The organism is Polaribacter sp. M10 (genome assembly GCF_054968445.1).
The window spans coordinates 119,733-136,698 of record NZ_JBSSBG010000005.1 but is presented as its reverse complement, the minus strand read 5'-3'; the positions used below and the strand labels follow the sequence as shown (position 1 = coordinate 136,698).

General features: G+C 29.5%; 15 protein-coding genes. 6 read left to right on the top strand and 9 right to left on the bottom strand.

All coding sequences use genetic code 11. The features are described 5' to 3' along the window. Position 1 precedes the first annotated feature (1 nt). Positions 2-2,428, bottom strand: a complete 2,427-nt coding sequence (gene pheT, locus ACWYN7_RS07440) for a phenylalanine--tRNA ligase subunit beta (protein ID WP_462859269.1) — start codon at positions 2,426-2,428, stop codon at positions 2-4. Positions 2,429-2,563: 135 nt separating this feature from the next. On the opposite strand from pheT, the gene ACWYN7_RS07435 reads away from it, so the two are divergent. Further along, entirely contained in the window at positions 2,564-3,781 is a 1,218-nt protein-coding gene (locus tag ACWYN7_RS07435; RefSeq protein ID WP_462859268.1) for a peroxiredoxin family protein, read from the top strand. 27 nt (positions 3,782-3,808) lie between these two features. Beyond that, complete coding sequence (locus tag ACWYN7_RS07430) at positions 3,809-5,473, top strand: ArnT family glycosyltransferase (protein WP_462859267.1); 1,665 nt, start codon at positions 3,809-3,811, stop codon at positions 5,471-5,473. Position 5,474: 1 nt separating this feature from the next. Here ACWYN7_RS07430 and ACWYN7_RS07425 read toward each other — a convergent pair whose 3' ends face one another. Genes ACWYN7_RS07425 through ACWYN7_RS07405 form a run of 5 tightly spaced genes read right to left on the bottom strand, consistent with a single transcriptional unit; the run spans position 5,475 to position 9,507 of the window. Then, on the bottom strand, positions 5,475-6,056 hold the full coding sequence (locus ACWYN7_RS07425; protein ID WP_462859265.1) for a phosphatase PAP2 family protein: 582 nt from the start codon (positions 6,054-6,056) through the stop codon (positions 5,475-5,477). Between the two features lies 1 nt (position 6,057). After that, a complete protein-coding gene (locus ACWYN7_RS07420) occupies positions 6,058-7,215 on the bottom strand; it encodes a peptidylprolyl isomerase (protein ID WP_462859263.1) in 1,158 nt (385 codons plus the stop codon). Between the two features lie 3 nt (positions 7,216-7,218). Then, complete coding sequence (locus ACWYN7_RS07415; protein ID WP_462859262.1) at positions 7,219-7,944, bottom strand: FKBP-type peptidyl-prolyl cis-trans isomerase; 726 nt, start codon at positions 7,942-7,944, stop codon at positions 7,219-7,221. 14 nt (positions 7,945-7,958) lie between these two features. Next, positions 7,959-8,489, bottom strand: coding sequence for a gliding motility-associated peptidyl-prolyl isomerase GldI (gene gldI, locus ACWYN7_RS07410; protein ID WP_462859260.1), 531 nt, complete (start codon positions 8,487-8,489; stop codon positions 7,959-7,961). Then, positions 8,479-9,507: a DHH family phosphoesterase gene (locus tag ACWYN7_RS07405; protein ID WP_462859259.1), complete on the bottom strand. Its 1,029-nt coding sequence runs from the start codon at positions 9,505-9,507 to the stop codon at positions 8,479-8,481. Before ACWYN7_RS07405 ends, gldI begins: the two co-directional genes overlap by 11 nt. A gap of 200 nt (positions 9,508-9,707) precedes the next feature. Between ACWYN7_RS07405 and ACWYN7_RS07400 the strand changes: the two genes are divergently transcribed. Both ACWYN7_RS07400 and lacZ read left to right on the top strand, forming a co-directional pair. Then, positions 9,708-10,127 (top strand): nucleoside-diphosphate kinase, encoded by a 420-nt coding sequence (locus ACWYN7_RS07400; protein WP_462859257.1) that lies wholly within the window; start codon positions 9,708-9,710, stop codon positions 10,125-10,127. A 233-nt stretch (positions 10,128-10,360) separates the two neighbouring features. Continuing rightward, a complete protein-coding gene (gene lacZ, locus ACWYN7_RS07395; protein ID WP_462859255.1) occupies positions 10,361-13,588 on the top strand; it encodes a beta-galactosidase, LacZ type in 3,228 nt (1,075 codons plus the stop codon). On the opposite strand, the gene ACWYN7_RS07390 is transcribed toward lacZ, so the two are convergent. The 3 genes from ACWYN7_RS07390 to recF form a co-directional block, all read right to left on the bottom strand. After that, positions 13,580-13,867 (bottom strand): hypothetical protein, encoded by a 288-nt coding sequence (locus ACWYN7_RS07390; RefSeq protein ID WP_462859253.1) that lies wholly within the window; start codon positions 13,865-13,867, stop codon positions 13,580-13,582. The genes lacZ and ACWYN7_RS07390 overlap by 9 nt on opposite strands. After that, complete coding sequence (locus tag ACWYN7_RS07385) at positions 13,868-14,164, bottom strand: DciA family protein (RefSeq protein WP_462859251.1); 297 nt, start codon at positions 14,162-14,164, stop codon at positions 13,868-13,870. It abuts the gene before it with no gap. Positions 14,165-14,314: 150 nt separating this feature from the next. Continuing rightward, positions 14,315-15,394 carry a DNA replication/repair protein RecF gene (gene recF, locus ACWYN7_RS07380; protein WP_462859249.1) on the bottom strand — a complete coding sequence of 360 codons (1,080 nt, stop codon included), beginning with the start codon at positions 15,392-15,394 and terminating at the stop codon, positions 14,315-14,317. A gap of 113 nt (positions 15,395-15,507) precedes the next feature. Here recF and ACWYN7_RS07375 point away from each other — a divergent pair, with 113 nt between their 5' ends. Together ACWYN7_RS07375 and ribH are read left to right on the top strand one after the other, a co-directional pair. After that, entirely contained in the window at positions 15,508-16,278 is a 771-nt protein-coding gene (locus ACWYN7_RS07375) for a tetratricopeptide repeat protein (RefSeq protein ID WP_462859248.1), read from the top strand. A 77-nt stretch (positions 16,279-16,355) separates the two neighbouring features. Continuing rightward, entirely contained in the window at positions 16,356-16,862 is a 507-nt protein-coding gene (ribH, locus tag ACWYN7_RS07370) for a 6,7-dimethyl-8-ribityllumazine synthase (protein ID WP_462859247.1), read from the top strand. Positions 16,863-16,966: the final 104 nt, after the last annotated feature.

Here is a 16,966-nt window from a genome sequence, read left to right as displayed (position 1 = left end):
ATTATCTTAAAACAGCTTCTAAATTTTTCTCGAAACTTTGTTGCAATTTTTGCATTATTTTATCTATTTGTTTGTCTTCTAAAGTTTTGGTTTCGTCTTGTAAAATAAAACTAACTGCGTAAGATTTTTTACCTTCTGGTAAATTATCTCCTTCGTAAACATCGAACAAATCGACTTCTTTTAATAATTTTCTTTCGGATTGAAATGCTAAATTATACACTTCTTTAAATTCAGTTTTAGAGTTTAACAATAATGCTAAATCTCTTTTTACAGCCGGAAACTTTGTTAAACTAGCAACTTTAACATTTTTATTACCAGAGAATTTTAATACAGTATCCCAATTAAAATCGGCATATAAAACTTCTTGTTTAATTCCGAATTCTTTTAAAACACTTCTTTTTACTACTCCGAATTCCGCTAATTTAATTTTACCCAAACTAAACACTAAACCTTCTGAAAAAACATCGTTTTTAACAGGAGTTGCTTTTAATTTTTGGATTCCTAAACGTTCTAAAACAGCAGTAATTACTCCTTTTAAGTAAAAGAAATCAGAAGTTTCTGAATTCGATTTCCAAGATTCTTTGGTTCTGTTACCTGTTACAAAAAGGGTTAAATGTTTATTTTCTTGATACTTATCTGTGTATTTATGATATGTTTTACCAAATTCATAAAACTTTAATGCTGTATTTTTTCGGTTTAAGTTATAAGAAACGGATTCTAAACCACTAAACAACATAGATTGACGCATTACAGCTAAATCGTTACTTAACGGATTTAAGATCATTACTTTAGCATCGTCATTAATATTTTCTGATAACGTATTGTATTCTGGTTTTGTTAATGAATTTGCCATAGTTTCATTAAAACCTAAAGCGCTTAATTGGTTAGCAACAATGTTTTCTATTTTTGTATCCTTATTATTATCAAAAGAAATAGAAGTGTTTAATTTGTAAGAAAACTCGATATTATTATACCCATAAACTCTTAAAATTTCTTCGATAATATCTGCTTCTCTCTGCACATCTGTTCTGTAAGAAGGAATGGTTAACCCTAAACCACCAGCAGTTTCGCTATTAATTTTAATTTCTAAAGAAGCTAAAATGTTTTTAATTTTTTCTTTCGGGATTTCTTGACCAATTAATCTGTAAGCATTTTCATAAGACAGAAATACCTGAAAATCTTCCATTTTAATTGGATAAAAATCAGAAATATCTGAGGCAAATTTACCACCTGCATATTTTTCTATTAACAAGGCAGCTCTTTTTAAGGCATATTTTGTGGTATTAATATCTATTCCTCTTTCAAAACGAAAAGAAGCATCTGTATTTAATGCATGTCTTTTGGCAGTTTTACGCACAGAAACAGGATTAAAATACGCACTTTCTAAAAATATTGAATTTGTATGTTCTGTAACTCCAGACTGTAATCCTCCAAAAACACCTCCTATACAAAGTGGATTTTCGTCTGCATCACAAATCATAATATCATCTGCAGAAAGTTCTCTCTCTACCTCATCTAAAGTGGTAAACTTTGTACCCTCTTCTAAGGTTTTAACAATAATCTTATTCCCTTTAATCTTCTGAGCATCAAAAGCATGCAAAGGTTGCCCTAGTTCATGTAAAACATAATTGGTAATATCTACAATATTATTTTTTGGTGTAATACCAATGGCTTTTAATCTATTTTTAATCCAATCTGGAGAATCTTTAACTTCTACATCAGTAATCGAAATTCCACAATAACGAGGTACTAATTCTTTATCTTCTACTTCTACATCAAAACGCAAAGTTCTTTCATCTACATGAAAATCGCCCACATAAGGCGAGATTAATTCAAGTTTTAAATCGTTTTGAATTAAGCCAGCACGTAAATCTCTAGCTACTCCAAAATGACTCATAGCATCAGATCTGTTAGGTGTTAAACCAATTTCGAAAACATAATCAGTTTCAATATCAAAAACTTCTGCAGCAGGTGTACCAGGAATCAATTCATTGTCTAAAACCAGAATACCATCATGACTTTTACCTAGACCTAATTCGTCTTCTGCGCAAATCATTCCATGGCTTTCTTCTCCTCTAATTTTACCTTTTTTAATTTTAAAACCTTCACCTTTTTCATCATACAAAACAGTGCCAATAGTGGCTACAGGTACTTTTTGACCAGCTGCTACATTTGGTGCACCACAAACAATTTGCACAGGATTTTCATCGCCTAAATTAACAGTAGTTACTTTTAATCTGTCTGCATTTGGGTGTTGAATACAAGTTAAAACCTCACCAACAACCACTCCTTTTAAACTACCTTTAATAGATTCTATCTTTTCAATCCCTTCAACTTCTAAACCTAAATCCGTTAAAAGCTCACCAGTTTTCTCAGCTTCCCAATCTACTTTTAAAAATTGCTGTAACCAATTATACGATATTTTCATTTATTCTTTTATGATAATATTTAATCTGCGAATTTAACCAATTTTAAGATTATACTAAACTTATTCAATAGAATTTTATAAGCAATAATGTTCACAAATTATTGTAAATTCGATTTTTATTAAAAAGAAATAGAAATGAGGTTTTTTATATTGATAATCAGTGTTTTATTATTTATTTCATGTGATAAAGAAACAAACAAATCACTAAAAAAAGGAACATATAGAGCTGTTTTAAAGGTACAAGACCAACAAGAACTTCCTTTTATTTTTCATGTTGAAAACGATTCTTTAATTACAATTATAAATGCTGATGAAAAAATTAGGGTTGATGAAATTACTTATCAAAATGATTCTGTAACCATACAAACACCTGTTTTTGAAGGTTATATTGTGGCTAAAATTTACGAAAATAAATTGAAAGGAAGTTTTATAAAACCTAGTTTAGACAGAATTGTTCCTTTTAAAGCCACAAAAGATAGCATCCGATTTTCATCAAAACAAAAAGCTAATGTTAACATTTCAGGAAATTGGGAAACTGTATTTAGTGCCAATAATCCTGATGAAAAGTATATTGCAAAAGGAATTTTTAATCAGACTAAAAACAAAGTAAAAGGAACTTTTAGAACAACCACAGGAGATTACAGATATTTAGAAGGGATTGTAGATGGAGATTCTTTAAAACTTTCTACGTTTGATGGTGCTCATGCATTTTTATTTACAGCCAAAGTAACAGATTCTACAATGAACGGATTTTTTTATTCTGGTAATCATTGGAAAGAACCTTTTACAGCTAAACTAAACAACAATTATGAATTACCAAAAGAAGAAGATTTAACCTATATTAAAGAGGGGTATGAGTATTTCGATTTTTCTTTTCCTGATACTCGTGGACGAGTTGTTGCCTTAAGCGATCCTGAATTTAAGGACAAAACTATTATCATTCAAATTATGGGAACTTGGTGCCCTAATTGTTTGGACGAAAGTAAATTTTTGGTGAACTATTTAAAAGAAAATCCGAATGAAAATTTACAAGTAATTGCTTTGGCTTTTGAAGTAGCAAAAACCAGAGAAATTGCGTACAAAAGAATTAAGCGATTTAAAGAAAGAGTTGGCGTAGCATACCCAGTTTTGTTGGCTCAATTTGGTAAAGATGCTGATAAAACTTTAGCGCAAAAAAAATTACCAATGCTAAACCACATCATTTCTTATCCTACCACCATTTTTATGGATAAAAACCGAAAAGTACGAAAAATTCATACTGGTTTTAATGGACCAGCTACAGGAGAAAAATACGAAACGTTTAAAAGAGATTTTGAAGAATTTGTTCAAGAACTTTTAAGTGAACATAACTAAATAGATTCAAAAAAAACAAACAACTATATGATAATCAATATTTTATCAAAAGAAAACAATCTATTTATTTTAATTTTTATTTTAATTTTTATAGTTACACTTGTTGGGTTGCCTTTAGATTTAATTGATCCTGATGCAGCTTTATACGCTACAATTTCTAAAACAATAGCCAACAATAACGATTTTGTAAACCTTTATTCTTTAGGGCACGATTGGTTAGACAAACCGCATTTTCCTTTTTGGATTACTGCCATTTCTTTTAAAATTTTTGGAGTTTCTAATTTTGCTTACAAACTACCAGCAGTACTTATTTTTTTCTTCGGAGTTTATACTACTTATAAGTTTACTAAAAACAATTACAACACCAAAACAGGAATTTTTGCAGCCCTTATTTTAGCCACTGCCACTCATAGCATTATTTCTAATTTTGATGTAAGAGCAGAACCTTATTTGACTGCTTTTATAATTAGTAGTATTTATTACATTGATTGTTATTTAAAAACAAAAAAAACAACTACACTTGTTTTAGCTTGTCTTTTTGCGGCCTTTGCCATAATGACAAAAGGAATTTTTGCATTGATTCCGATAATAGCTGCTTTGGCTGGAGAATTGTTTGTAAAACGCAACTGGAAACAAGTATTTCATCCTATTTGGTTGTTGGCAATTATATTGATATTTGTATTTATTTTACCAGAACTTTATACTTTATACCTTCAGTTTGATTTACATCCAGAGAAACTAATTTTTAATAAAAATGGTGTTTCTGGCCTTAAATTTTTCTTCTGGGACAGTCAATTTGGTCGATTTTTCAATACTGCTCCCATAAAAGGTTCAGGAGATGTGTTTTTCTTTTTTCATACAATTTTATGGGCTTTTTTACCTTGGGGAATTCTATTTTACATTGCTACGTTCTGTAAAATAAAAAGAAACCTAAAAAAAATTGTTCAAAAAGAAGAATTTTACACCATTTTTGGAAGTTTAACTACCTTACTCATTTTTTCTTTAAGCAAATTTCAATTGGCACATTATTCTAATATTGTATTTCCATTTATGGCAATTATGGTGGCAGATTTTATTTACAAACTCAGTAATTCTATAAAAGAAACCCAATACAAAGCTTACAAAATTATATTTTGGTTTCAGAATGTGGTTGCTATAATACTCATCTCTTATTTATTTGCCATAATGAAACCCGAAATCAACTACCTATTTATTGGTTTTATCCTTATTTCTATTGTTGTTTTAAGAGCTATATATATATCATCACAAAAAAACATTATTAAAGTATTTTTGGTGTCAACTGTAATTTTTATCAATGTTTATGGATATTTGTTTACTCATTTTTACCCAACAATTTTACCTTATCAAGGAGGGGTTAGTGCCGCTAAATTTGTAAACAAAAATTTTTCTGGTAAAGGAAGTTTAATTGATAATAGGCATCATCATTTTGGTTTTGAATTTTATCAAAATAACACCTTTAAAAGAGTAGATACTTTAAAATTGCAACAAGAAACTGGACGCATATTTTATGTTGATAAAAACGAACTTGAACTATTTAAAAGACAAAACGTTAATTTTAAAATTATTAAAGAAATAGACAACTTTTTTGTAAGTAGAATTAATAATAAATTCTTAACCAAAGCCACCAGAAAAAACGCTTTAGAAACTAGATATTTAGTAGAAATTAAATAATCTACTTTTGTAAAATGGGTTTAGAAAACAACTTCTGATCTACCTTAGTAAATAGCAAAAAATATACATTTGCCAATGTAAAACCAATAGCTGCCCCCATTGTAATATCAATAGGAAAATGTACGCCTAAATACATTCTGCTATATGCAAATAGTATTGGAAAAATTAAAATAAAGTAAATGTATTTGAATTTTTCTTTAAATAAAAGAATAACAAATACAGAGAAAAATGTTGATGTTGTTGCGTGCCCAGAAACAAAACTAAAACCTCCTGGAGAATATGAAAAAGTTCTGATTAAATGATTAATTTCTGGATTGTTGTTAGGGCGCAATCTTTCAACTGAATTTTTAATAAGATTTACAAATTGATCTGAAAAGGTTACTAAAATTATTAAAGATAGTAGTACAAAACCACCACGTTTCCATCCAAAGGATTTAAAAATTAGGATAATTATAAAAAGGAACAATGGAGCCCAATTGAATTGCTTGGTGATTGCCAACCAAAATGGATCCCATTGTTCGCTTCCTAAATTATTTAAGAATATTAATAATTCTTGATCTTTTTGTATGATAGCATCGAACAAATTACTTGCTTATTTCTAAGATTTCTACTTCAAAAACTAAATCAGATTTTGCAGGAAAAGGTCCGTATTTGGCTTCTCCAAAACCAATATAATAAGGGATAAAAAGACGTACTTTTTCTCCTACTCTCATATCTGCAACACCTTCTTTAAAACCAGTAATCATTGGTCTTTCTGCATCATCTAACTGAAAAACAAAAGGCTGACCAGATTCTTCTGTAGATTGTATTTTAACACCATCTGCAGTATATAAAGTAAAATGTGCTTTAATTGGTTTATTGGTAACTACTTTTTCTCCTGATGGATTCTTTTTAAGCATTAAAATTCGTAAACCCGAACTTGTTTTTTTCGCTTTTGCTTCGTCCATTTTAGCTAAAAAAGCAACCTTATCTTCTAAATATTTAGAATATCTTGCAGTTTCTGCATCTAATTCTTCTTTTTCTCTATCTTTTTTAACTGCTGCAAATTTCATCAACTCAGCATCAAAAACTTCAGCTGCATCAAAAGATTTTGCTTTGCTACCAATTCTAATAATTTCTATGGTATTAATAGTATCGAATTGCTCAATATTATAAACCACTTCCATTCTTAAAGAATCAATAGCCTTTTCTAAACTTAAAGAATCTTTTGTTTTAGCTTTTAAAGCTTCTAATTGTAATGAATTTACAATTGTTTTACCAAATACAGTGTGTTTACCATCTAAATGCGGAATTGGATTGTGCGTTATAAAAAACTGACTTCCATTAGAATCTGGACCTCCATTTGCCATAGATAACACACCTGCATCATCGTGTTTGTACATTAAAACACCATTTTCATCTTTGGTAAACTCATCACCAAATCTATAACCTGCAGTTCCTCTTCCTGTTTCTGTTGGATCTCCTCCTTGAATTACAAAATTATTTACAACTCTATGAAAACGAATACCATCGTAGAATTTTTTACCTGCTAAAGAATCTGCAACTCTGTTGTTTGTACCTTCTGATAAGGATACAAAATTTGCAACTGTCATTGGAGCTACTTCTGGATACAATTCTAATAAAATATCGCCTTTATTTGTTTGTATTTCTGCATACAAACCTTCTTGTAAGTCTTTATATTTTGGAGATTGACAACCAACAATTAAAAGAAAACTAACTAAAATATAGATTGATGATCTCATGAATTACTTGATAATTTCTAACACTTCTACTTCGAAAATTAAAGTAGAAAAAGGTTTGATTAATTGCCCTCTTTGTTGCGCTCCATAAGCCAATTCTTGAGGAATAAAAAATCTGTACTTAGAACCAACATTCATTAAAGTTAAGGCTTCATTAAAACCAGGTACAAAAATATTTGCGTTAGATGTATAAGGCGATTTTCTATCTACAGTACTATCAAAAACCTCACCATCTATTGTTGTTCCATGATAATGAATTTTAACTTTATCCGTTGGTTTTACGTTTTCTCCTTTTCCTTTTTTAATTACCACATATTGCAAACCACTTGCAGTTGTTTCTACACCGTCTTTTACTTTATTTAAAGTTAAAAACTCTTCACCAGCTTTTTTGTTATCAGCATATTTTACTAAAGCTTCTTTTTCTGCTTTAGCTTGCTGTTCTTTCATTTTTTCTACTTGTTGTTTTTGAAAGAAAGCTCCTAAAAATTTATTTAATTCTTTTGCTTCTATTAACAAGTTGGTAGAATCCATTCCGTTTCTATATCCTTGTAAAAATAAATCTGTATTAGCTTTATCGAAATTTGCTTTTACTTTAAAAGCCATATCCAAACCTAAAGCGTAACTAGCTGAATCTATTTCAGTTTCTAAAGAACTTGCGTTTTTTACTTGATTACCACAAGAAACCATCATTGTTAAAACTGTAATAACTACTAAACTTTTTAATACTCTCATTTTATTTTAATTGTTTATTTAATATTTGTTAATGTTACTGTACTTTTTATAGATTTATTTATTCCTATTTTATTCCCATCACCAGTAATACCATAGGCACTGTAAGAAGGAATTACAAATGTAATGGTTTCTCCTATTTTCATCAACTTTATTCCTTTTTGCAAACCAGAAATAAAGTCTTCTTTATCTACAGAATACTTTTTTATACCCAATTCTTCTTGGCTGTATATTATAGAGTCTTTTAAATCTGTAATATTATAGGTAAATGTAACCTCGTTTCCTTTACTAGGAGTTGGTAAATCTTCTTCTACTTTAGTAATGTATTTGTACCAAAACCCGTTAGAAGATTGATAATAGGTATTTGTAGAATCATTTTTTATAATTTGTAAAATCTTTTCATCTTCCAGGTTATTTAAAATTTTATTCTGTTGCATGGCTTCAAAATAAACAGTGGTAGATGGCTTTGGATGAATTGGTCTTCGAGGTTTTAATTTAGTACACGAAAAACAGAAGACCATCAATAAAAATAAAAAACTATTCTTCATAAGAGCTTTCTAATTCTTGTTGATATTCAGGTATTAATGTTGTGAATTTTGTGATTGTTTTTGCCATATCTAATTCAGATCTACCTCCTGCTGCATTGTCATGACCTCCACCATCAAAATGATTTCTAGCAAATTGATTTACAGAGAATTTACCTTTAGATCTAAACGAAATTTTTATAATTCCTTGTTCTTTATCTTCAATAAAAATGGCTGCAAAAATAATTCCTTTTAGCGATAAAGCATAATTTACAACGCCTTCAGAATCTCCTTTTTGAAAATCGAAACGTTTTTTTTCTGCATCAGTTAAAGTAATATAAGCCGTTTTATAGTTTGGTAAAATTTGTAAATTACTTAAAGCTTGCCCTAATAAAAGCAACCTGTTGTAAGAATTAGCATCGTAAACGTTATTATGTATTCTATCGTTTTCTGCTCCTTTGTCTATTAAATCTGCAATAATTCTGTGAGTTGTACTGGTTGTAGATCTAAATCTGAAAGAACCAGTATCTGTCATAATACCTGTATATAAACAAGTAGCAATGTTGGCATCTATTAAATCTAAATCGTTATTCATTTCAATAAATTGATACACCATTTGACAGGTAGAACAGATTTCTGTATCAGAATACATGTATTTTACATCATCTGGTTGTTGATGATGATCTATCATTGCAAAATCTTTTTGGTAAGCTTCTAAGGTATTTTGCATATCATTACCTACTCTATGCAACGCATTAAAATCTAACAGAAAAATTATTTCAGAATTATGTATGGCTCTTTTGGCTTGTTTATTTTGCCAATCGAACAAATAAGTTTTGTCTGCATCTGGCAACCAATTTAAAAACTCGGGATATGCGTTTGGCATAACAACTGTACAACAATGCCCTTTTTTATCTAAATAATGTTTTAAAGCTAAAGTAGAACCCATAGCATCTCCATCTGGGTTTCTATGCCCTACAATTACTATTTTTTTAGATTCTTCTAAAAATGCTTTTAAATCTTCAAATCCTTTTAAAATCATAATTTGCGAATATACAATTTAATAACATTGATTAAAATATATTTTATTTTAGTTATAATGTTAAATTTCGTTTTACTTTTATTGATGTTAATTTTTTATGATGAATAAAACAACCATATATTTTTATAATTAAGATACAAACTTATGATTAACTTGTTATTAACATTAAAAAATGTACTTTTGCCGAAAATTATAGAAAAATGGCAACAAATAGAACATTTACAATGCTAAAACCAGATGCTGTAGAAAACGGACATACTGGAGCGATTTTAGAAAAAATTAATGCTGCTGGATTTAGAATTGTAGCGTTAAAGAAAACTCAAATGACCAAAGCTGATGCAGAAACTTTTTATGCTGTGCATAATGAGCGTCCTTTTTTTGGAGAATTAGTTGAGTTTATGACAAGAGGACCAATTATTGCTGCAATCTTAGAAAAAGAAAACGCAGTTGAAGATTTTAGAACATTAATTGGTGCTACAAATCCTGCTGATGCAGCTGAAGGTACAATTAGAAAAATGTACGCAACTTCTATGGGAGAAAATGCAGTTCACGGTTCTGATTCTGATGAAAATGCTGAAATTGAAGGAAACTTTCACTTTTCTGGTAGAGAGCAATTCTAATTTAGAATTTTAGTTCTAAACATATTTTATAAAACTCGTAACCTTTTGGTTGCGAGTTTTTTTGTTTAAAAATTAAATGAACACCCCCTCACTAAAACATCTAAAACACTATTAATCAAAACTTATAGAAAGTAAACAAAATTAAAATAGAACATATAACATACTCTATAAATCATTTGTTTTCTACTTTCTCTCTAATTAAAATTACTTTTGATTTATAAACTATCGTATTTATGAAAATCAAGAAACTTTTATTTCTATTTTTAATTTCTATCAATTTAACAGCCCAACAAAACGATTGGGAAAACCCAAAAGTAAACCAGATTAACAGGTTGCCCTCTAAGGCTACATTTTACAGTTACGAAACCGAAAAATTAGCTAAAAATGATATTAGAAAAGATTCTGAAAACTTTTTATCATTAAATGGAGACTGGAACTTTTTCTGGGTAAAAAAACCATCAGAAGCAATTCACGATTTTTACAAATCGGATTTCAATGCCTCTAAATGGAACACAATTGATGTGCCTTCTAATTGGGAAATGAGAGGTTATGGAACACCAATTTACACCAATTCTACCTATCCTTTTTTTAGTGATTTTCCTTTTATAAATCACTCAGATAATCCTGTTGGACATTATATTAAAGAAATTGAAATTGATGAAAGTTGGTCTGAAAAAGATTTAATTCTTCATTTTGGAGGTGTATCTTCTGCTTTTTATGTTTGGGTTAATGGAAATTTTGTAGGTTATAGTGAAGATACAAGACTATCTTCTGAATTCGATATTACAAAATATACCCAAAAAGGTAAAAATAAAATTGCTGTAAAAGTTTTTAGATGGTCTGATGGTAGTTATTTAGAAGCTCAAGATCACTGGCGTTTAAGTGGTATAGAAAGAGAAGTTTACATAAAAGCTGTACCAAAAGTTCGGTTAGAAGACTTTTTTGTACAAACCGATTTAGATGATACTTATACCAATGCAACACTAAAAATAAGACCAAAAATTGTTGCCAACATTAAAAACAAATACTTAAAAAAAGTTGGTCATTTTGGAGATGCTCCTCTAAAAACAAGAGTTGATGATTGGACCTTAACTACAAAACTTTATGACCAAAATGGAAATGATATTGGTGTTTCTCATCAAATGAAATTGGGAGATTATTTTGGAGAATCGTATCCACAGAGAGATAATGTATACTTTGGTAGTTTAATTGAAATACCTATAAAAGCTCCTAAAAAATGGTCTTCAGATCATCCTTATTTATACACTGCGATTTTTACGCTTAGCAATACTACTGGTAAAGCCATAGAATATGTAAGCACAAAAATTGGTTTTAGAGAAACAAAATTCGATGATAAAGGACGTTTTTTGGTAAACGGAAATCCGGTAAAAATGATTGGTGTTAACAGACACGATCATCATATGAAAAACGGAAAAACATTAACCAGAGCAGACATGGAAAAAGATGTTCGATTAATGAAACAATTTAATTTTAATGCGGTTAGAACTTCTCATTATCCTAACGATCCTTATTTTTATGATTTATGTGATAAATATGGAATTTATGTGATGGACGAAGCCAATTTAGAAACTCATGGTTTAAGAGGAAAATTGAGCAATGTTACAGAATGGTCTAATGCATATTTAGAACGTGGTGTAAGAATGGTAGAAAGAGACAAAAATCACCCAAGTATTGTTTTTTGGTCTTTAGGTAATGAATCTGGTACTGGGCCAAATCATGCAGCAATGGCTGGTTGGATTAAAAGTTACGACCCAACTCGTTTTATACATTATGAAGGTGCTCAAGGTGATCCTACACACAAAGATTACAAGAAAAATTATTACAATCATGGTAAAGGAAATCCTACAGATCCAGTATATGTAGACATGATTAGTAGAATGTATCCACAACCTGCAGAATTAGAATCTTTAATTAACAATACGAGTTTTGATAAAAGACCTGTGTTAATGTGCGAATACGCACATGCTATGGGTAATTCTGTTGGAAACATGAAAGAATATTGGGATTTAATTTACAATTACGACAGAGCTTTAGGTGGCTATATTTGGGATTGGATTGACCAAGGAATTGTAAAAAAAGACGAAAATGGAACTGAATTTTTAGCGTATGGTGGCGATTTTGGTGATAAACCAAATTCTGGTAGTTTTTGTATTAACGGAATTATTGCTGCAGACAGAACACCTAAACCAGAAATTTATGAATGTAAAAAGGTAAATCAACCTATAATTATTTCATCTGTTGATGTTGAAAAAGGGATTTTTAAAATTACCAATAGACATCAAGTAACACATTTAAGTCATTATAATTTTATCTGGAATGTAGAAAAAGACGGAATAATCATTCTTTCTGGTAGCATAAATGATTTAGATTTAGCACCTTACGAAACTAAAGAATTTAAAATCGATTTAAAAAAGCTAAAACTAAAAGCCGGTAGCGATTATTACATCAATTTTAAAGGAAATTTAAAAGAGAAAACTTTATGGGCAGATGTAAATTACACTGTTTTTGAAGAGCAATTTTTAATACCAAATGTAAAAATATCTAAAGAAGTTAAATCTAAAAATTATCCTAGTTTAAATGTTTCTGAAAATGATGCGCTTATCACCATCAACAATAAAAATTTAAACATTAAGATTGATAAGAAAAAAGGAACTATACAGCAATATACTTATAAAAACACAAGCTATTTTAAAGCTCCTTTAAAATTGAATTTCTGGAGACCAGAAACAGAAAATGATGCCGCTTATAGAAGAGCAAAAAAACAAACATCAGAGAGAGATTGGATGAAAGCTGGAGATCTTTTTAAGGTAAGCAACACAAACATCAACCAAAATAAAAAAGGGGAAATTGTGGTTACTATTACTGGTACAATAGCTCAACCAAAAACGGCTGTAACACTTATCTATACTATTTATGGTAATGGAAAAGTATTGACAAATTATACGGCTAATGTAGATAAAAATGCTCCTAACATTCCAAAAATAGGAATGCAGTTTGATATTGATCAGCAATATAAAAACATCACATATTTAGGTAAAGGGCCAAAAGCAAACTATTCTGATAGAAATACAGCTTCTCATTTTGGGTTGTTTCAAGAGGATGTTTTTGCTATGAATTACATGTATGTTTTGCCACAAGAATATGGAAATCATATGGGTACAAAATGGTTTCAATTGACCAATAATCAGAAAAAAGGATTGATTATAAAAGGAGAACAACCTTTAAATTTTAGTGTTTTACGTTACAGCACAAACGATTTAGAACAAGCGAAACACACTAACGAACTTACAGAAAGAAAAGAATTAACGGTTAATATCGATTTAATTCAAATGGGAGTTGGTGGTGATAATACTTGGTCTAAAAGAGCTGAACCACACAAAGAATATAGAGTTACGCCAAAAGAATATACTTATAGTTTTAGTATTGAGCCATTAAAATAAGTAATAAAATTGTTCTACTAAAATGCCTAAAAAAAGGGTTGCAATAAAATATTGTAGCTCTTTTTTAAATGAAATTGTTTTAAGAAAAATTTTAAATCCGATAAATATATTGAAGACACCTAAAAAAACTTGAAAAAACAAAACCCAATTAGGATATCTAAAAGCAAAAAGAACTTCTGTATAATGATAAAGGTAATAAAGATTCATATTCTGATACAACCAAAATAGACTCAATAAAATGATTAGTATTCCAACAACTTTAGGGAATATTTTTTTCATTTACACCAACATTAATTTTGTAATTACTTGTTCACCTAACTCTTCATTCATCATTTTTATAATTTTATCTTTTCCGTAACTTAATTCTTCACGTAAAACAGAAGATTTTAATTGAATAATTAACGTTTTATTTTGCAAACGCACAGAAGTAGTATGCGTTGCAACTCCTGGTCCCATCATTTTGTGCCAAGTTTCTTCAACTTTAATTTTCTGCATTCCTTTGCTCAAATTATTTTCTTTGATAAAGGTTTTCATTAAATCTTCTATCGAAAAAGAATCGTTTTCTCTCTTTGCCATTTTTTGGGGTTTTTAGACTGTTAGATTGTTTTAGATTATTAGATTGTTGGATTGTTGGATTGTTGGATTGTTGGATTGTTGGATTGTTGGATTGTTGGATATTTTAAAAAATTGATAATTTACAGCTCTGCAACTTTGAAATTTAATAACCTACAACTTAAAAATTTGATAGGCTTTATCACCTTGTTTTAAAATATTCTCAGTTCTATCAGAATGTGTATCTGTAATAAAAATCTGTCCAAACTCATCATTATTTACCAAATCTATAATTTGTGCTACTCTATTTTCATCCAATTTATCAAAAATATCGTCTAACAATAATATAGGCGTAACTTTAGATTGCTGCTTAATAAATTGAAATTGCGCCAATTTTAAAGCGATTAAATATGATTTTTGCTGACCTTGAGAACCAAATTTTTTAATAGGATAATCGCCAATCTCAAAATTTAAATCGTCTTTATGAATCCCAGATGTAGTATATTGAATTACTCTGTCTTTTTCTAAGGATTTTTTTAATAAAGTCTCCATATTAAAATCATGCAACTGACTTTTATAATTTAAGTTAACTTGCTCTTTATCCCCAGAAATTATTTGATATTTATCGTTAAAGATCGGGATAAATTCTTCTAAAAAGTTTTTTCTAACTTCATATATTTTTGCTGCATAATCTGCCAATTGTTCATCGTAAACACTTAAATTTAGAGCATCAAAAGTTCGGTTTGCCGCAAAATATTTTAACAATGCATTTCTCTGACTTAATACTTTATTATAAGCAATTAAATCTTGCAAATAGGTTTTGTTTTGCTGAGAAATTACACCATCTATAAATTTTCTACGAGTATCACTACCTTCTGTTACCAAATCTCTATCTGCAGGCGAAATAATTACCAAAGGAAACTGACCTATATGTTCAGAAAATTTTCCGTAAGCTTTTTCATTTCTCTTTAAAACCTTTTTCTGTCCTTTTTTTAAACTGCAGACAATTTTTTCATTTCTATCGTTTAAAAGGTAATTCCCTTCTATCATAAAAAATCCTTCACCGTGTTTAATATTCTGCACTGCCACAGAATTAAAATAGCTTTTTGTAAAAGAAAGGTAATAAATTGCGTCTAAAACATTGGTTTTACCCACACCATTATTACCCACAAAGCAATTAATTTTCTCTTGAAAATCAAAGGTTTGCGATTCGATATTTTTAAAATTTACAATAGAAATTTTCTGTAAATACATGTATAAAAAACTAGATTAAAAACGGATTGCAAATTATTGAAAATTTTGCGAAATAACCCCTTTTAAAATCCAATTAAAAAAACTATTTTTGCGCCACTAATTTTTAAGGAAATATGGCAACATACAAGAAGAGAGGATACAAACCTAAGAATAAACAAGAAGAACAACAAGTAGAAAATATGGAAAGCACAACTGCTGAAGTATTTAATACTTTAGATGAAACTGCTTCTAAATCTGAACAATGGATTGAGAAAAACAGCAAAGTTTTATTTGGTGCTCTAGTAGCAATTGTTGTGGTTTTCTTAGCATTTTTAGGATACAATAAATACATAGTAGAACCAAATGAATTAGAAGCTTCTAACGAATTGGCTTTTCCTAGAAAATATTTTGATGAAGCAGCAACTGCTGGTTCTGGTATAGATTCTCTTTTAACTTTAGGTTTAGAAGGTGCAGATGGTAGATATGGATTTATAGATATTGCTGATGCTTATTCTGGAACTGATGCTGGAAACATGGCAAATTATTATGCGGGTGTTTCTTACTTACAAATGGGTGAGTATGATAAAGCTATTGAATTTTTAAGTAAATTTGATTCTGATGATGAAATGTTAGGTCCTGTTGCTTTAGGTGCAATTGGCGATGCTTTTTCTGACATAAATCAAGAAGAAGATGCTTTAGAATACTACGAAAAAGCAGCTAGCAAAAAAACTAACGATTTTACAACTCCTTTGTTTTTATACAAAGCAGGACAAACTGCAATGAGTTTAAAAGAGTACAGCAAAGCAGAAGATTTATTTACTAAAATTAAAGAAAACTATTCGAAATCTGATCAAGGTAGAGATATAGAAAAGTTTATCAATGCAGCAAAATATGCTAAAAATTAGTTATGAGTTAAAAGTGATGAATTAAGAGGAATACTCTTAACTCTAAACTCAGAACTCAAAACTTTTAACTTTATAATATGGCTACAACCAATTTATCTTATTACGATAAAGCTACAATCCCAAATGCGAAACCTTTTCGATTTGGGATTGTGGTTTCTGAATGGAATCCTGAAATTACACAAAACCTAAAAAAAGGAGCTATAGAAGCTTTTTTAGACTGTGGTGCAACTGAAGAAAACATTATTTCTTGGGATGTTCCTGGTAGTTTTGAATTGGTTTACGGATGCAAAAAAATGATTCAATCTCAACGAGTTGATGCTATTGTTGCCATTGGTAACGTAATACAGGGAGAAACAAAACATTTCGATTTTGTTTGCGAAGGTGTTACACAAGGTATTGTAGATTTAAATATTAAATATGATGTGCCTGTAATTTTTTGTGTATTAACAGACAATACCAAACAACAATCTTTAGACAGATCTGGAGGTAAATTAGGTAATAAAGGAATTGAATGTGCTGTTGCAGCTGTAAAAATGGCAGCTTTAAAAAACATAGACAGAACTTCTGATAGTATTGGTTTTTAATAAAGTAGCATTAAAAAGTATTCAGCAATATTCATAAAAAATTTACGCTATAAGATTTCTTAAGCCTATTAGAATCTTCCATAAATTTAATCCAATACACAAAC